This is a genomic window from Aliiroseovarius sp. S1339 (assembly GCF_023195695.1).
GTDB lineage: Bacteria > Pseudomonadota > Alphaproteobacteria > Rhodobacterales > Rhodobacteraceae > Aliiroseovarius.
The window spans coordinates 55,019-70,782 of the sequence record NZ_JALPQG010000005.1; the positions used below are offsets into that span (position 1 = coordinate 55,019).

Genomic DNA, 15,764 nt, shown 5'->3' on the forward strand with positions numbered 1-15,764 from the left:
GGGGCAACGCCCCCTAGTCCCCGTGCCGCAAAAGCCGCTGCTTCTGTCGACCCCAATCACGCTTAGCCTCGGTTGCCCGCTTATCATGGGCCTTCTTGCCTTTGGCGATACCGATCTTGAGCTTCACCAGACCCTTGTGATTAAAATACATGACCAGCGGCACAAGAGTCATGCCCTTGCGTTGCGTCGCATTCCACATCTTGGCAATCTCGCGCTTGGACGCCAGCAGTTTTCGCCTACGCCGTTCCTGATGGCCCCACGTGATCGCCTGCTTGTACGGCGCGATATATCCGTTGGTCAGGAAAAGCTCGCCGTCATCGACCTCTGCATAGCTTTCGGCGATATTGGCACCGCCTTGCCGCAAAGATTTAACCTCGGACCCCATCAGAATGATGCCGCATTCGATATCTTCTTCGATCGCGTAATCGTACCGCGCGCGCCGATTGTCGGCGATCACTTTATAGTTGGGGTCGTCGTTCGTTTTGGCCATAACGCGGATGTAGGCGTTCGTTTGAGCGCTGTCCAGCCCGGCCATCCGCAATTCGCAGACGACCGGGCTGTTTTGATCAGTTCAGCAAACCTGCATGGCGCAGGGCATCGTCGATTTGTGCCTTGGTGCCATCCGTCACCTCAACCATTGGCAGGCGCAGTTCGCCATCACAAAGGCCCAACCGCGACATCGCGTATTTCGCCCCGGCCACGCCGGGTTCAAGGAAGATCGCACGGTGCAGCGGCATCACCTTATCCGACAGTTCAAGCGCCTTGGCGAAATCTCCCGCAAGGGTGGCTTCCTGTATCTGGCTGCACAGCTTCGATGCCACGTTTGCGGTGACAGAAATGCAGCCAACGCCGCCCATGGCGTTATAACCAACCGCTGCCGGGTCTTCGGCGCAAAGTTGGATGAAATCCTTGCCGCAGGTCATGCGTTGCATCGCGATACGTCCAGGATCGGCAGACGAATCCTTCACGCCCACGATCATATCCAGCTTGGCCAACTCGCCCATCGTATCAGGCGACATATCCACGACCGAGCGGGGCGGGATGTTGTAGATGATGATTGGGATGCCAACCTCGGCCACCGCTGCGAAATGCGCGATCAGACCGCTTTGCGTTGGCTTGTTGTAATAAGGTGTAACAACCAGAGCTGCGTCAGCGCCGACCGCCTTGGCGTGCCTGACCAGACGCAGGCTTTCGGCGGTGCTGTTTGACCCAGCCCCGGCGATCACCGGCACCCGGCCCGCAACGGCGGATACGACAGCCTCAACCACCTGTTCATGTTCTTTGTGGCTCAGCGTCGGGCTTTCGCCGGTCGTGCCCACCGGCACCAGCCCATGCGACCCTTCTGCGATGTGCCATTCGACCAAACGTTTGAGCGTGTCGAAATCCACTGCGCCGTCCTTGAACGGCGTGACCAGGGCAGGAAGAGATCCTTTGAACATGACACGCTCCAATTTTGTGTTTTCAGGTTACTGCGGCCGATAATGAATCGCGACCCCAAACGCGGCGGAAACTAGCCGGGTTCAGCACAAATGCCAAGTTTGTGTGTTGCGTATCGCGCATGCATAACTAGTTTTTCCGAATGAGCAGAATTTTTAAACACATTCTTGGGGTCTTATCCCTGTCGTTGGCACCCTTTGTCGTCACACCGTCAAGCGCTGGCGCACAAGACGCTGGCGCGGTTTCCGCTTTAAAACAGGCGGTTACCCAAGCCCGAGCCAACAATTGGTCGGAAGCGATGTCCGACGCCCAGTCCGGCGGCCCGTTGGTGCGCGACATACTGGAATGGCATCGGTTGCGCCGGGGCGAAGGCAGTTTTGAAGACAGCCGCGCTTTTCTGGCCAAACATCCCGACTGGCCGGGACTGAAATATCTGCGCAAGCAGTCCGAGGAAACGATTCCGCACCTTTATGATCCGCAGAAGGTGCTCGCGTTCTTCAAGCCGCAACCCCCACAGACCGGCAGGGGCGCTTTGCGTTTGGCCGAAGCTCTGACCGCAACCGAGGCGGGCGAGGAAGCCCGTGCTCAGATCATTCTGGCTTGGTCGACGCTGTCGCTGGACGAAGATGAACATGACGCCTTTATCGCCCGCTTTGGCGACACACTGAAACCGTATCACTGGGAACGTCTCGACACGCTATTGTGGCGTGGCGACACCGCCGAGGCCACGCGCATGCTGCCGTTGGTTGGGAAAGATCAGCAGGCGCTGGCTAAAGCTCGCCTGGCGTTGCGCAAAAAGAAAGACGGCGTGGACGCGTTGATTTCTGCCGTTCCAGCCGCGTTGGCCGATGATCCGGGGCTGGCTTACGAAAGGTTCCTTTGGCGAGCGACCAAAGGGCGCAATCAGGATGCTATCGACCTGATATTGTCACGCTCGGACAGTGCCATGAAGCTTGGACAGCCGCAGCGTTGGGCCAGTTGGCGCAGGGTGCTGGCGCGTTGGTCAATGCGCGAAGGCAAAGATCAGCAAGCCTATCAACTGGCGTCCTTTCACCACTTGTCGGGTGGATCGGATCAGAACGACCTTGAATGGCTCGCGGGCTACGTGGCGTTGCGCAAGCTAAACGACCCCGTCACCGCGCTTGAACATTTTCAGACCTTCCGGCTGGGCGTTGATACCCCCATCAGCATGGGCCGCGCAGGCTATTGGCTGGGTCGCGCGCATGAGGCAGCGGGCGATGCAGTCGCAGCCAAGGCATCGTATGAACTCGGCGGTGAGTATCAAACCAGCTTTTATGGCCTTCTTGCGGCTGAAAAGGCCGGCATCCCGATGGATCCTACTCTGACCGGGATCGAACCTTTCCCGCCCTTCAAGCAGGCCGGGTTTTGGGGCGGATCGGTGATGGAGGCCGCCCGCCTGCTGCAAGCCGCTGGCGAAGGTTATTGGGCCGAGCGCTTCGCGGTGCATCTGGCCGAAAGCCTGACGCGCGAAGAAATCGGTCAGTTGGGCGCGTGGGCCGAAAGTGTGGATGAGCCGCATTTACAGGTGATGATCGCCAAACAAGCCGCCCGCGTCGGCCTGACGATCCCGCGCCCGTATTACCCTACGCCGGACATTGGCCGGGGCAACAAAACCGTGCCCCGCGCCCTTGAACTAGCTATCGCGCGACGTGAAAGCGAATTTGATCCAAGCGTTATGTCGGGCGTCGGCGCACGCGGTCTGATGCAACTCATGCCCGGCACAGCTTCGGACATGGCGAAGCGCGTTGGCCTGCCGTATTCCAAATCGCGCCTGATCACCGATCCAGCTTACAACACCCGTTTGGGATCAGAATATCTTGCAAAACTGATCGAGGATTTCGGTATGAATCCCGTGCTTGTTGCTGCCGCTTATAACGCGGGGCCAACGCGCGCCGTTCGTTGGTCAAAACAGTTGGGCGATGTGCGGGCAAGTTCCACTGACATTGTCGACTGGATCGAACACATCCCATTTCGTGAAACCCGGAATTACGTCATGCGGGTTGCCGAAAGCCTGCCGGTTTATCGCGCGCGCTTGACTGGCAAGACCGAGCCCTTGTCGCTGTCGACAGAGCTTAAGAACTAGGTCTTGTCGCCCGGCGACTGCGCAGCAGGGTGAAGATGCCCGCCCCGACCACGATCGCGGCACCGATGATCACGTTGGTGCGAAGTTCCTCGCCAAACAGAGACACGCCAAGGATAGCGACAAAGACCAGTTGAAGATAGGCGAAGGGTTGCACGACGCTGGCTTCGGCGAACTCGTAACATTTGATCAGCAACCAATGACCCAGAACGCCGGTCACACACAAAAGCGCCATCCAACCCCAATCTGGCGCGATCATCGGTTCCCAGAAAGAAACCCCGATTGCGGTCATAACCACGGCGCCGACAATGCCCGTCCAGAAAAAGCTGGTTTGCGTGCTGTCCGTTTTTGCGGCCAAGCGGGTGAGCAGCCCGTAAAGCGCAAACATCAACGCACCGACCAACGGCACAATCGCTTCAGGCGCAAAAACTCCGAAGCCCGGCTGTAAGATCACAAGGATACCGGCGAACCCGACGCCAATGGCTGCCCAGCGTCGCCAGCCTACTTTTTCACCCAATACTGGGCCAGAGAAAGCGGCGACCAGCAGCGGATAGCAGGCAAAAATCGCGTGGCTTTCCACCAACCCCAGCAGAACGAAGGACAACACGGTGACGCAGATCTCCAACGCCAGCAGTGCGCCGCGGAATATCTGCAAATAAGGCCGCGCGGGGTGCAAAGCTTGGCGCAGCCCACCGTTATGTCGGGTCAGCCAGATGACGAACGCTGCAAAGAACCAATAGCGGATCATCACGACCATCCAAACGCTGTAGGCCCCGGCGAGGTGGCGCGATATCCCATCCTGCATTGCAAAAACGAAGGTCGCCCCAACCATAAGCCAGATGCCCGCGCGGGTGTTTTGGTCCATCTGGTGTCTCCTCAGGGGCGCATGGTGCCGCGGCTCATGTGCCGTTTACGCCCATATCCCGGCGACCGTTCCACGGCAAAGCCCGCCGCGTCTAGGGCCCGGCGCACGAAACCTGCGGCGGTATATGTCGCAAACGTGCCATTGGGAGTGGTGTGGGCGCCGACCTGCATCATCAGATCATCGCCCCACAGTTCCGGGTTCTTTGCAGGCGAGAACCCGTCCAGAAACCACGCATCAGCCTTGCCATCCCATGTGGTCATGGTTTGCCGCGCGTCGCCTTCGATAACCTCGACCGCAAAACCGCCAACGTCAAACGACCGCGCGTCGGCCGCCCATGCCGACAGAAAGGGTGCGGCAACCGACTGCGCTTCGGGAAACGCGTTCAAAGCCTTGGCGATGTCATCTGCTGCCATCGGAAAGGCCTCGAACGAGGTAAACCGCACACCAGCAGGCGATCCGGCATCGCGCCACGAAAGATAGGTCGCCAGCATGTTCAACCCGGTGCCAAAGCCAAGCTCGGCCACATGAAACCCCGGTGCAAACCGCACGGGAAGGTCGTTTCCGCTGAGAAACACATGCCGCGTTTCCGCCAGACCGTCATCAAGTGAGAAATAGGGGTCGTCAAACTGCGTTGCCACCGGCACGCCGCCCTCTTTCCACGCGATGTTTGCAATCTGGCTCTTCGTCATGACATGCCCTAGAACTCCACTCGACGCGCGCGACCATGAAGAAGGACCGATGTTTTGGCAATCGTGGATGTGACCATCTATGGCGCAGGTATTTTCGGCCTTTCGGTGGCGTGGAGCTGCGTGAAGCGTGGCGCGAAGGTGCGTGTGATTGACCCTTATGGCGTCGGGGCCGGGTCGTCCGGTGGCTTGGTCGGCGCGCTGGCCCCGCATGTGCCGGAGCACTGGAACGCCAAGAAAGCCTTTCAGTTCGACAGCCTGATCATGGCGGAAGATTATTGGAGGGAGGTCGAAGCCGCCTCGGGCCTGTCATCCGGATATGGCCGCACGGGACGCCTGCAACCCGTAGCCGATGAACGCCTGCTGACCCTAGCCCGCGAGCGAAAGGACGAGGCCGCCACCCTTTGGCAGGGCAAGGCCGTGTGGGACGTTCGACCAGTCGCCGACTTCCCCGGCTGGGCACCTGACAGCGCAACGGGATATGTCATTCACGACACCCTGACCGCGCGGATGAACCCTCGTCGCGCCGCGAAAGCCTTGGCCGGTGCGGTTCAAGCCAAAGGGGGAGAGGTCGTGCAAGAGGCACAGGAAGAAGGGCGCGTCGTCTGGGCCACCGGTTGGCGGGGGCTAGAGGCATTGTCACAAGAACTTGGCAAACCCGTCGGCAACGGCGTGAAAGGGCAAAGTGCCATGCTACGTCATGACGCCACCGATCTGCCGCAGCTGTTCGCAGATGCCCTGCACATCATCCCCCACACAGATGGCACCGTCGCCATTGGCTCCACCAGCGAGCGTGAATTTGACGACCCGACCAGCTGTGATGATGCGTTGGAGGACGTGATCACGCGTGCCCGCGTCGTGTGCCCTGCCATCAAGAACGCGCCCGTTATCGAACGCTGGGCAGGCGTTCGCCCGCGTGCCAAAACCCGTGCACCGATGCTGGGGCACTACCCCGACAGACCAGACCATTTCATCGCCAATGGCGGGTTCAAAATCGGGTTCGGCATGGGACCGAAGGTGGGCGAGGTTATGGCCGATCTGGTATTAGAAGGGTGCGACACAATCCCCGAGGATTTCAAAGTCGCGGCCAGCCTCTAGCCCTGATCCACCTCGGCGCGCAACTTCTCCATCAACGTCTGAAGCGCCGCCTCGTAGCGGTCATTGGTAAGACGCCCATCTGCATCAAATTCCCGACTGCTGCCCGCCACGGCGATTTCGGGACCGATGATAAGGCGCGGTTGGAACGGCGTCATCGCAGACACCAACGAGGTTTGTGCGCGATCGCCGCCCGCCCGCCCCGCCGCCGCGGACATCACAGCGACCGGTTTGCCGTCCCAAGGATGAGGCTTCATGCGGCTGACCCAATCCAAGGCGTTCTTCAAAACTCCAGACAGCATCTTGTTGTATTCCGGGGTCGAAATGACGACCGCATCCGCAACCGCGATTTGCCCGGCCAATCGGATGACGCTTTCGGGTGCGCCATGCGCTGCCTCGTCATCCGCGTTGAAAAGGGGCAGGTCAAGATCGGCCTCGGTATAATCCGCGTCGCCATACAGGCGTGCGGCGTTTCGGATCAAAAACCGGTTCGTTGCGTCTTTACGCAGTGACCCGGACATGCCAAGCAAACGGTGTTTAGACAATTCAGCCTCCTGTTTCGCGTTCGCAAAAGTGCGGCGCGCAAACCGTCAGGTCAACGGCTGAATGGGGAATAAGGGGCGCGATCATGCGGCATGGCGGACAGATATTGGTCGATCACCTGAAGGCGGAAGGCGTGCGGCGGGTGTTCTCGGTGCCCGGTGAAAGCTTTCTGGCAGCGCTGGATGGGTTGCATGACAGCGAGATCGAAAACATCGTTTGCCGCCAAGAAGGCGGTGCCGCAATGATGGCCGAGGCGCATGGGAAGCTGACCGGCGACCCCGGCATTCTGTTCGTCACTCGTGGCCCGGGCGCGACCAATGCGGCATCCGGCATCCATGTTGCCCAGCAAGACAGCACACCGATGGTGGTGTTCGTGGGGCAAATCGCACGCGGCCACCGCGACCGTGAAGCGTTTCAGGAAGTGGACTATCGCGCTGTCTTCGGCACGCTCGCCAAATGGGCGTGCGAAGTAGATCAGACCGACCGCCTGCCCGAATACCTTGCGCGCGCCTTTCATACGGCGCGCTCGGGTCGTCCCGGCCCGGTGGTTGTGGCGTTGCCTGAGGATATGCTGAGCGCCGTTGCAGACGTGCCTGACCGTCCCGCCATGCCCCGCACCAACGGTCACGTCACGGTGCAGGATGCGCAAGACATCGTAGACATTCTGGCTGATGCGAAAGCCCCGCTGGTCATCGCTGGCGGGCCGGGTTGGACCGCAGACGCCGCCCAGAACATATCCCGCTTTGCTGAAAGTTTTGACCTGCCCGTGGCCTGCGCCTTCCGGCGGCAGGATTTCATGGACAACCGCCACCCAAAATATGTGGGTGATCTGGGCGTTGGAATGAACCCAAAGCTGGGTGCCCGCTTGACCGAGGCCGATACACTGATCGTGTTGGGGTCACGTCTGGGCGACAGCGTGACCGGAGGATACGCTTTGCTGAACCCCGCAGCCACCGGCAAGCGTATCGTGCACATCTACCCCGACCCGGACGAGCTTGGCCGCGTCTATCATGCCGATCTGGCGTTGGTGGCTACAGGTCCAGATGCGCTTAAAACCTTGGTCCAAACCAATGACATAGACGCGCCCGCATGGAAGTCTTGGGCCAAGGCCGCAAGGCAGGATTATGAGGCGTTCCAGAAGCCAGTCACCACACCGGGCGACGTCAGGTTGGAAGACATCGTCCTTTGGCTGTCCGAACACCTTACGGATGACGCCATCATCACCAATGGAGCGGGGAATTATGCCACTTGGCTGCATCGTTATTTCTGCTTCAAGCAGCATGGCACGCAGCTCGCACCGACCTCTGGCTCGATGGGATACGGGTTTCCGGCAGCTGTGGCGGCCAGCCTTGAGAACCCGGATCGCACGGTCGTTGCGTGGTTGGGGGACGGCGAATTCCAGATGACCTTGAACGAGATGTCGACGGCCATCCAGCACGGCTCAAAACCAATCGCGATCATCGCCAATAACGGGCGGTATGGCACAATCCGCATGCATCAGGAACGCACCTATCCGGGCCGCGTTTCGGGAACCGATATGGCCAACCCCGATTTCGCCGCCTTGGCGCGGGCCTATGGCGGGCACGGAGAAACGGTTACCAATGGCGTCGACTTCGCCGCCGCCTTCGCACGGGCACAAGACGCCAACACACTGGCGGTGATTGAGCTCGTTTTGGACCCGCAGGTCGCCACACCCGGTCTGACGATTGACGCATTACGGGCGCAGGGCGAAGCGAGGAAGGACAAGGTTTAACCCATCTTGGATGCAGCGTTGGTCAACAGCAAAAGGGCGCATCGTTTCCGACACGCCCCCCTGCAACTTGTCTTTGCACGATTTACTCGGCCGGAACAGCCTGCCCCGATGCGCGCCCGAAATGCTGTTTGTTCAGACGAAACACCAGCGCGACCATGGCGAACTGGAAGGCTATCGCAATGGCCGTGACCGCCCAGTACGTGGCCGAATACTTATCCAGCACGCCAGCCTGCACCATTCCGGTGTTCACGAAGAACTGCAACAGAACTGACAGTGCCACACCGGGGCACACCAGCGCATAGGAACCAGGCGAGGTTTCGTTGCCAAAGACGAAACTTTTCCAGTAATTATGGCGTGCCAGCATTACCAGACCCAACAGGCCAAACAGGACCTGAATGGCAACCAGACGGGCTAGGAAGATCATGGTTTCGCCCGCAGTGCCGTGCACCTCGAACGTGGCGTGAAGGCCGTGGTTTTGGCGCAAGGCCATGATGCCCAGAATGGTCATCAGCGGGATTACGATCAACAGAGTGGGCGCAGTTTCCTTCGATGTGCCATAGTGCAGCATCGAGTTGAACGCAGTGAACAATGCAAGCGCCGCATAGGTCAGGGACGCCACCCCAAAGAAGGTCGACCCAATCAACGCAACACCAACCACCACCGTATTGGTGCTCATTGCGGCAGGCGCCGAAAAGCCAACGGCGGTCATTGCCAGCGCGAAGGCAGGCAGCATCTGCGCAAAGCTGTTATGCGCGGTCACGTCGAACACGCCACCTTCAGTCAGAACGCGCCCAAGGAAGTCACCGATATAGATCAGCGCCAGAATACCGATGGCCAGAAAGGCTGCCATCGCGAATGGGAACAGATATTCGACGATCGACCATAGGCCCGGCACGAAAACCAAACCGGCGACAAACAAGCCGTTCACGCTCATCGCCAATGCAAGAGGCATGGCAAGGATGGTCGTTTCGGCGTTCGAGTTTTTCAGCGTCTCATACGCATCGGTTTTGCGGAAGGCCGAGAACGCTTTCAGGTTCCAGAACAGGTATTTCAGGTTCAGGAACACGAAGGTTGCAATGCCGGCCCATGCGACGGCGATGGCGACCTTCATGCCGATGGTTCCGGTGCTGAAAGCGGCCAGAATGTCTTCGAAAACCGGCACCGGTTGGCCCTTATGGGACACCCAGAACATCAGATACATGAAGAAGGTGACCGACAGGCCACCTGCACCGACAGAGGCAAGGAAGTATAGCGGCGAGTATTTGTCCGCTGGACGATTGGGTTGCATCGGATTTCTCCATTCATATTCATATTTATGAATATTTATAGAACTGGTTGGTTCCCGACGCAAGCCCTAGGGCCAGCCAAGTTGTCGCACCCTGATCTCGCAAAGATTCACCAGTTGTTAACCAAACCCACGCACCGTGCTGAAAAACGGAGGTGTGGTTTGACGAAATTCGGAAAAATTGTTGCAGTTGTAGGCATTGGGGTAGCCCTCAGCGCCTGTGACAGCCCTAGCCCGCAGTTCATGTCGTCCGATACCAGCGTGAAGAAAGTGACTGTGGAAGGCTCAACCTTCTCGGTTCACCGGCGCGAAAACTGGGTCGAGGTCTATCGCACGAGTTTTGAGGCCCTGCCACGCATTCCAATCATACTGGCGCGCTCGAAAACAGCCATTGAACAAGCCACTGGATGCCGGGTCGTTGAAGGATCACTGTCCGGCGATCAAGCTATCCAACGAGCCGAGATTGATTGCAGCTAAGCCCACGCAGCTACTCGCGAACTGTCTTTTCAAACCGAACAGACGTGGGTCTGTCAAAGCCTGGATGCGCGGTTTCGCGGGCTTTAACGAATCCCATGCGCTTAAAAATCGCGTGGTTTTCCTCCAACTCAATCCGCGTCTGCAAGACCAGCCGCGTCAGGCCCAGCGCGGCGGCCCGTTCCTCGGCCAAGGCAATCAGGACGCGGGCCAAGCCCTGCCCCTGCGCGACCGGGTCAACGGCCAGCTTTCCGACATATAGCGCGGGGGGCGTGGCGTCCGGGTGCGGCGTCAGGAACATGCAGGCCCTGTCGCCAATGACCCAAACCTCACCCGTGCGGGCCTGATCTGCGATCCCTGCCTCGGTCAACTGATGCAGTGAACTGGGCGGATCAATGCGCCCGTGCATATCGGCAAACGCCCTTCGAAGCAGCGCAAGGATCGGCGCGGTATCTTCGTCTGGGCTCATTCGACGTGGTTTCATTTCAGCGCCTCCAGCCGTCCACACACTAAGTTGGACCGCAGCCCCATGGCCCACGTTCAATCGCCGATGAAGCCGGGAGTGGCGGCCAGAAGATGCATATCGCGTCCCTTGCGGATTGGTGGTATGTGACCGTCGAACCCTCGCCCAATCAAGGTTGAACCATGAATTACAAAGCAGCCGGCGCGCCCAAGCCCGCCAAAGGCAACCCCCGCCACGCCGAACATAATGCGCGCGGCACCGAGAAAAATCCGCTTAACCGGAAAGACGACAAAGCTGCACTGCTTGAGCGGATGAAGGCTGCCGCCGAAAAACCCAAGAAGGGCTGAGCGTCCATCACAACTTCTTCGTCATAAAAACCGAGCTATTGGCTGCCGGGTAATCCCCGAAAGGCCCGCATTTGGCAAACCCCGCCCGTTCATACAGCCGGTGGGCGGCGTGCAGGACATCGCCGGTTTCCAGCTTCAAGGCCGCGTAACCTTTGGTGCGGGCGGTTACTTCGATCTGCGCCAGCAACAACTCTCCAACCCCTTTGCCGCGTGCCTCGGGCGAGACGAACATCGATTTCACCTCGCCATAGTCACCTTTGTCGGCCAACGCACCGGTACCCAGCAATTGATCGCCTTCACGCGCCACGAAAAAGGAAATCTCGGGCACACAAAGGTCGCCAATATCGAGGTAGAAGTTGTCTTCCGGCGGAAAAAGCTCCTCCATCAAAGCATGGCTTTGCATCAGCAGCGCTGTAGCGTCGGGCGCGCGGGGATCGCCGGGGATGACCTTGATGGTCACGCCAACGGTGGAATGTTTCTTGTATTGCACTTTGCCCTCCAAGCCCCAAATTGCAGCGTGCGGCTTGGCGGGGTCAAGACAGAAACCCGCCAGACGCGCCGCTTTGGCAGCAACGAACGGCCTGATGGGTCGCAACGAATGCAATATCTTGTGGATAACCCGCCGAAATCATCCATATGTCGCGGTCTATCGTTGACTTGCCCCCAATCCCCGGAAAAACTCGGTGTCCGAGAAGAATCAATAATGAGGCAGACCGCTTGCGGTTTTCAAAGCTCCGACTGAATGGCTTCAAAAGCTTCGTGGACCCGACCGATCTTGTGATCGCGGACGGGCTGACAGGCGTTGTCGGACCCAATGGCTGTGGTAAGTCGAACTTGCTCGAAGCGCTGCGCTGGGTCATGGGCGAAAACCGCCCGACCGCGATGCGGGGCGGTGGGATGGAAGACGTGATCTTCGCTGGTGCTTCGACCCGGCCCGCCCGCAACTTTGCCGAGGTGGCGCTGTTACTGGACAACAGCGAGCGACTGGCGCCCTCGGGCTTCAACGACAATGACAACGTGGAAATTGTGCGCCGGATCACACGGGACGCGGGCTCGGCCTATAAGGTCAACACCAAGGATGTGCGGGCGCGGGACGTGCAGATGCTGTTCGCCGATGCCTCAACCGGGGCGCATTCACCTGCGCTTGTCCGTCAGGGGCAGATCAGCGAACTGATCAACGCAAAACCGAAATCTCGCCGCCGCATTCTGGAAGAGGCTGCTGGCATCTCGGGTCTCTATCAGCGTCGCCATGAAGCCGAGTTAAAGCTGAAAGGGACCGAGACCAACCTGTCGCGTGTCGATGATGTCGTTGAGCAGTTGGCCTCGCAGTTAGGACAATTGGCGCGGCAAGCGCGACAAGCCGCACGGTATCGCACCATTGGCGACGAATTGCGCCGCGCCGAAGGGCTGTTGCTGTATCGTCGCTGGAAAGAAGCAGACGCCGCCCGCGCCGAGGCCGAAGCCCAGCTAACCGAACGTGTGAAGGCGGCCGCCGCCGCCGAAGGTGCGTCACGCGCGGCGACCAAAGCCCGGCAAGAAGCAGAAGACCAACTGCCGCCGCTGCGCGAGGAAGAAGCCGTCGCCGCCGCCATCTTGCAACGCCTTCAGGTCCAACGCGATCAGCTATCAGATCAGGAAGCCCAAGCCCGCCAGCGCATTGAAACGCTGACGGCGCGGATCACGCAACTGTCGCGTGACATCGAACGCGAAAGCGGGTTGAACAGGGACGCTGGCGAAACAATCGAGCGGCTGGAGTGGGAGCAGACGCAGATCACCAAAGCCTCGGGTGGGCATGACGCAGCGCTGGACGCGGCCAATGCAGACGCGCGGGAAAGTGCCGCGATCTTGCAAGAACGTGAAGGCGATCTGTCCCAACTGACCGAAGACATGGCCCGCCTATCGGCCCGTCACCAATCGGCCCACCGCCTGCTGGAAGACAGCCGCAAGACGCTTGAAAAAAGCGAGGCAGAGGCCGAACGCGCCCGTGCCGCGATGGATGAGGCCAAAGGTGCGCTGGACAAAGCAGGCGCGGATTTTGAGGCTGCCAAGTCCGCCGAAGCCACGGCGGCGAAGGCAGCAGAGGCAGCAGAGGCAGCACTGGTCGCCGCCGATGAAGCCCGCGACGAAGCGCAGGCCCGCGAGGCGGATGCCCGCGCCGCCCGGTCCTCGGCTGAAGGCGAAGTAAACGCGCTGCATGCCGAAGTGCAGGCGCTGGCGCGATTGGTCGAACGTGATGCATCTGAGGGCGGTCAGGTTCTGGATGATCTGCGGGTGAAGCCGGGCTACGAAAAGGCGCTGGGCGCGGCTTTGGCGGATGATCTGCGCGCGCCTGAAATTGTCGGTGACGCGCCGTCCGGTTGGGCATCATTGCCCGCCTATGCGCAAGCGCAACCCCTGCCCGATGGCGTCAATGCCTTGTCCAATTACGTCACCGTGCCAGAGGTCCTGGCCCGCCGGATGAGTCAGATTGGTCTGGTCAGCACAGAAGACGCCGCCCGACTTCAGACTGACTTGAAGCCTGGCCAGCGCCTTGTGTCGATGGAAGGTGATCTATGGCGTTGGGACGGGTTCCGCGCCGGTGCCGAAGATCAACCCTCTACGGCCGCATTGCGCCTTGAGCAGTTGAACCGCCTGCAGGAATTGAAGCAGGATCTCGAAGAGGCCTCCGCCCGTGCGGATGGTGCACGCGCAGCCCATGAAGCGTTGAAAGCTCAGCTGGTCGAAACCACAGACGCCGACAAGCGCGCACGCGATGCCCGCCGCGACGCAGACCGCACCGTCACCGAAGCCAACCGCGCTTTGTCCCGCGCAGAAGCTGACCGTAATATTGCGGGCGGCAAGCTGGAAAACCTTGGGATGGCCTTGACGCGTCACGAAGAAGAATCGATGGGCGCGCGCCAAAGGCTGATTGAAGCCGAACGCGGCGTGGCTGATTTGGGCGATCTGGATGCGGCGCGTTCGCAAGTTGAAGACGTCAAGATGGCCGTGGAAGCCGCGCGGATGACGATGATGGCCAAACGCTCGGCCCACGATGAATTGCGCCGCGAAGGCGAAGCCCGCACCCGCCGCTCTCAGGAGATCATAAAAGAGGTTTCTGGCTGGAGGCACCGCCTTGAAACCGCCGGGAAACGAATTGCCGAGCTTGAAGAACGTAAAAGCGAAAGCGAAGCCGAGCTGAAAGAAGCAAACGCCGCGCCCGACGAGTTGGCCGCCAAACGGGACGAACTGGCAGATGCAATTGGCGAAGCCGAGACACGGCGCAAGGCCGCCGCCGACAAGCTGGCCGAATGCGAAACGGCAGAGCGCGTTGCGACAACCACCGAACGCGACGCTGAACGCACCGCCGGCGAAGCCCGCGAGGCCCGCGCGCGCGCCGAGGCACGCTCTGACGCCGCTCGCGAAACCGTGACCTACGCTGCCGAGCGGATTGCGGAGGATATGGAAACCACGCCGGATGCCTTGTTGGAAAGCCTTGACGGCGACCCCGACAAGATGCCGTCAGCCGAGCAGATCGAACATGATGTGAACCGTCTGAAACGCCAACGCGATGCCTTGGGGGCCGTGAACTTGCGCGCCGAAGAAGACGCGAAAGAGGTTCAGGAAGAACACGACACGCTGCTGAAAGAAAAGACCGATCTGGAAGAGGCGATCAAGAAGTTGCGCAGCGGGATTGCCAGCTTGAACAAGGAAGGTCGCGAACGACTGTTGACCGCTTTTGAGCAGGTGAATGACAGCTTCGGCAACCTGTTCAAACATCTGTTTGGCGGTGGCGAGGCGAAGCTCGTGCTGGTCGAAAGCGACGACCCGCTTGACGCCGGGCTTGAGATTATGTGCCAACCGCCTGGCAAGAAATTATCTACGCTCAGCCTGCTTTCGGGCGGCGAACAGACCCTGACCGCACTGGCGCTGATCTTCGCGGTGTTCTTAGCCAACCCCGCCCCCATTTGTGTGCTGGACGAGGTCGATGCGCCGCTAGATGACGCAAACGTCACGCGCTTCTGCGACCTGCTGGACGAAATGACCCGCCGTACCGACACGCGATTCCTGATCATCACCCACCACGCCGTGACCATGTCTCGGATGGACCGCTTGTTCGGCGTGACCATGGCCGAGATGGGGGTTAGCCAACTGGTAAGTGTCGATCTGAAAAATGCCGAAGCGCTGGTCGCCTGACCTCTGCGTTGCGCCATCTGACGAAGCCGCCTAGGGTCAGTTAAACGAGTTTAGCCGGAGTGATATTATGAATTTCCCGTTGCTTTCAGCGACCGCAGCAATTGCCGCCTTCTTGGCGACGGGCGCTCTTGCCGATCCGATCAAAGCCTCTGACCCGCAAAGTGTTTTGGGTTATTTCAAAGAGATCGGTGCCCCGGCCACATTGACCGAGGACAGCGTCGGCGATCCGTTGATCGAGATCCAGTATTACGGCACCACATTCGCCGTCTTCTTCTATGGCTGCGACGACAACAAAAACTGCAATTCACTGCAGCTCTACGCGGGCTACACTGCGGAAAATGAAATCTCGGCCGAGGATTTGAACTCCTGGAACGCAGACCAACGCTATGGCCGCGTTTACCAAGACTCGGACGGCAGAAAAAAGCTGGAATACGATATCTATACCGGCAATGCCGGTGTCAGCTCGGACGATTTCGACGAGATGTTTGATATCTGGACGGAACTGGTCAAGAGTTTCGAAGACCAGTTGTCTTGAGCCGGCG

Annotated in this window: 15 protein-coding genes; 7 read left to right on the plus strand and 8 right to left on the minus strand. The window is 59.7% G+C overall.

Annotated elements, in window-relative coordinates; translation table 11 throughout:
• Positions 1-13: 13 nt before the first annotated feature.
• Both smpB and dapA read right to left on the minus strand, forming a co-directional pair.
• Entirely contained in the window at positions 14-490 is a 477-nt protein-coding gene (gene smpB, locus MUY35_RS08800; RefSeq protein WP_248365963.1) for an SsrA-binding protein SmpB, read from the minus strand.
• Positions 491-566: 76 nt separating this feature from the next.
• Positions 567-1,439 (minus strand): 4-hydroxy-tetrahydrodipicolinate synthase, encoded by an 873-nt coding sequence (gene dapA, locus MUY35_RS08805; RefSeq protein ID WP_248365965.1) that lies wholly within the window; start codon positions 1,437-1,439, stop codon positions 567-569.
• Between the two features lie 140 nt (positions 1,440-1,579).
• On the opposite strand from dapA, the gene MUY35_RS08810 reads away from it, so the two are divergent.
• The gene (locus MUY35_RS08810; RefSeq protein WP_248365967.1) at positions 1,580-3,541 is read left to right on the plus strand and encodes a lytic transglycosylase domain-containing protein; all 1,962 of its coding nucleotides are present in this window, start codon (positions 1,580-1,582) and stop codon (positions 3,539-3,541) included.
• On the opposite strand, the gene MUY35_RS08815 is transcribed toward MUY35_RS08810, so the two are convergent.
• Both MUY35_RS08815 and mnmD read right to left on the minus strand, forming a co-directional pair.
• Positions 3,531-4,403, minus strand: a complete 873-nt coding sequence (locus tag MUY35_RS08815) for a DMT family transporter (protein ID WP_248365969.1) — start codon at positions 4,401-4,403, stop codon at positions 3,531-3,533. The two genes, MUY35_RS08810 and MUY35_RS08815, sit on opposite strands and share 11 nt — an antisense overlap.
• An 11-nt stretch (positions 4,404-4,414) precedes the next feature.
• Positions 4,415-5,092 (minus strand): tRNA (5-methylaminomethyl-2-thiouridine)(34)-methyltransferase MnmD, encoded by a 678-nt coding sequence (gene mnmD / locus MUY35_RS08820; RefSeq protein ID WP_248365978.1) that lies wholly within the window; start codon positions 5,090-5,092, stop codon positions 4,415-4,417.
• A gap of 54 nt (positions 5,093-5,146) precedes the next feature.
• Between mnmD and MUY35_RS08825 the strand changes: the two genes are divergently transcribed.
• A complete protein-coding gene (locus MUY35_RS08825) occupies positions 5,147-6,187 on the plus strand; it encodes an FAD-dependent oxidoreductase (RefSeq protein ID WP_248365980.1) in 1,041 nt (346 codons plus the stop codon).
• Here MUY35_RS08825 and MUY35_RS08830 read toward each other — a convergent pair.
• Positions 6,184-6,729: an NAD(P)H-dependent oxidoreductase gene (locus MUY35_RS08830; protein WP_248365982.1), complete on the minus strand. Its 546-nt coding sequence runs from the start codon at positions 6,727-6,729 to the stop codon at positions 6,184-6,186. The two genes, MUY35_RS08825 and MUY35_RS08830, sit on opposite strands and share 4 nt — an antisense overlap.
• Positions 6,730-6,812: 83 nt before the next feature.
• On the opposite strand from MUY35_RS08830, the gene MUY35_RS08835 reads away from it, so the two are divergent.
• Entirely contained in the window at positions 6,813-8,480 is a 1,668-nt protein-coding gene (locus MUY35_RS08835) for a thiamine pyrophosphate-binding protein (protein ID WP_248365984.1), read from the plus strand.
• A gap of 82 nt (positions 8,481-8,562) precedes the next feature.
• Here the strand turns inward: MUY35_RS08835 and MUY35_RS08840 are convergent, their stop codons facing one another.
• Complete coding sequence (locus MUY35_RS08840) at positions 8,563-9,768, minus strand: hypothetical protein (RefSeq protein ID WP_248365986.1); 1,206 nt, start codon at positions 9,766-9,768, stop codon at positions 8,563-8,565.
• Between the two features lie 159 nt (positions 9,769-9,927).
• Here MUY35_RS08840 and MUY35_RS08845 point away from each other — a divergent pair, with 159 nt between their 5' ends.
• Positions 9,928-10,242 carry a hypothetical protein gene (locus tag MUY35_RS08845; protein ID WP_248365988.1) on the plus strand — a complete coding sequence of 105 codons (315 nt, stop codon included), beginning with the start codon at positions 9,928-9,930 and terminating at the stop codon, positions 10,240-10,242.
• A 10-nt stretch (positions 10,243-10,252) separates the two neighbouring features.
• On the opposite strand, the gene MUY35_RS08850 is transcribed toward MUY35_RS08845, so the two are convergent.
• A complete protein-coding gene (locus tag MUY35_RS08850) occupies positions 10,253-10,723 on the minus strand; it encodes a GNAT family N-acetyltransferase (protein WP_248365996.1) in 471 nt (156 codons plus the stop codon).
• Positions 10,724-10,884: 161 nt separating this feature from the next.
• On the opposite strand from MUY35_RS08850, the gene MUY35_RS08855 reads away from it, so the two are divergent.
• Positions 10,885-11,049: a hypothetical protein gene (locus MUY35_RS08855; protein WP_248366006.1), complete on the plus strand. Its 165-nt coding sequence runs from the start codon at positions 10,885-10,887 to the stop codon at positions 11,047-11,049.
• Positions 11,050-11,056: 7 nt separating this feature from the next.
• Here the strand turns inward: MUY35_RS08855 and MUY35_RS08860 are convergent, their stop codons facing one another.
• Positions 11,057-11,452 carry a GNAT family N-acetyltransferase gene (locus MUY35_RS08860; RefSeq protein ID WP_248367224.1) on the minus strand — a complete coding sequence of 132 codons (396 nt, stop codon included), beginning with the start codon at positions 11,450-11,452 and terminating at the stop codon, positions 11,057-11,059.
• A gap of 314 nt (positions 11,453-11,766) precedes the next feature.
• On the opposite strand from MUY35_RS08860, the gene smc reads away from it, so the two are divergent.
• Both smc and MUY35_RS08870 read left to right on the plus strand, forming a co-directional pair.
• Positions 11,767-15,222, plus strand: a complete 3,456-nt coding sequence (gene smc / locus MUY35_RS08865) for a chromosome segregation protein SMC (protein ID WP_248366009.1) — start codon at positions 11,767-11,769, stop codon at positions 15,220-15,222.
• 67 nt (positions 15,223-15,289) lie between these two features.
• Positions 15,290-15,757 (plus strand): YbjN domain-containing protein, encoded by a 468-nt coding sequence (locus MUY35_RS08870; RefSeq protein ID WP_248366012.1) that lies wholly within the window; start codon positions 15,290-15,292, stop codon positions 15,755-15,757.
• Positions 15,758-15,764 lie beyond the last annotated feature (7 nt).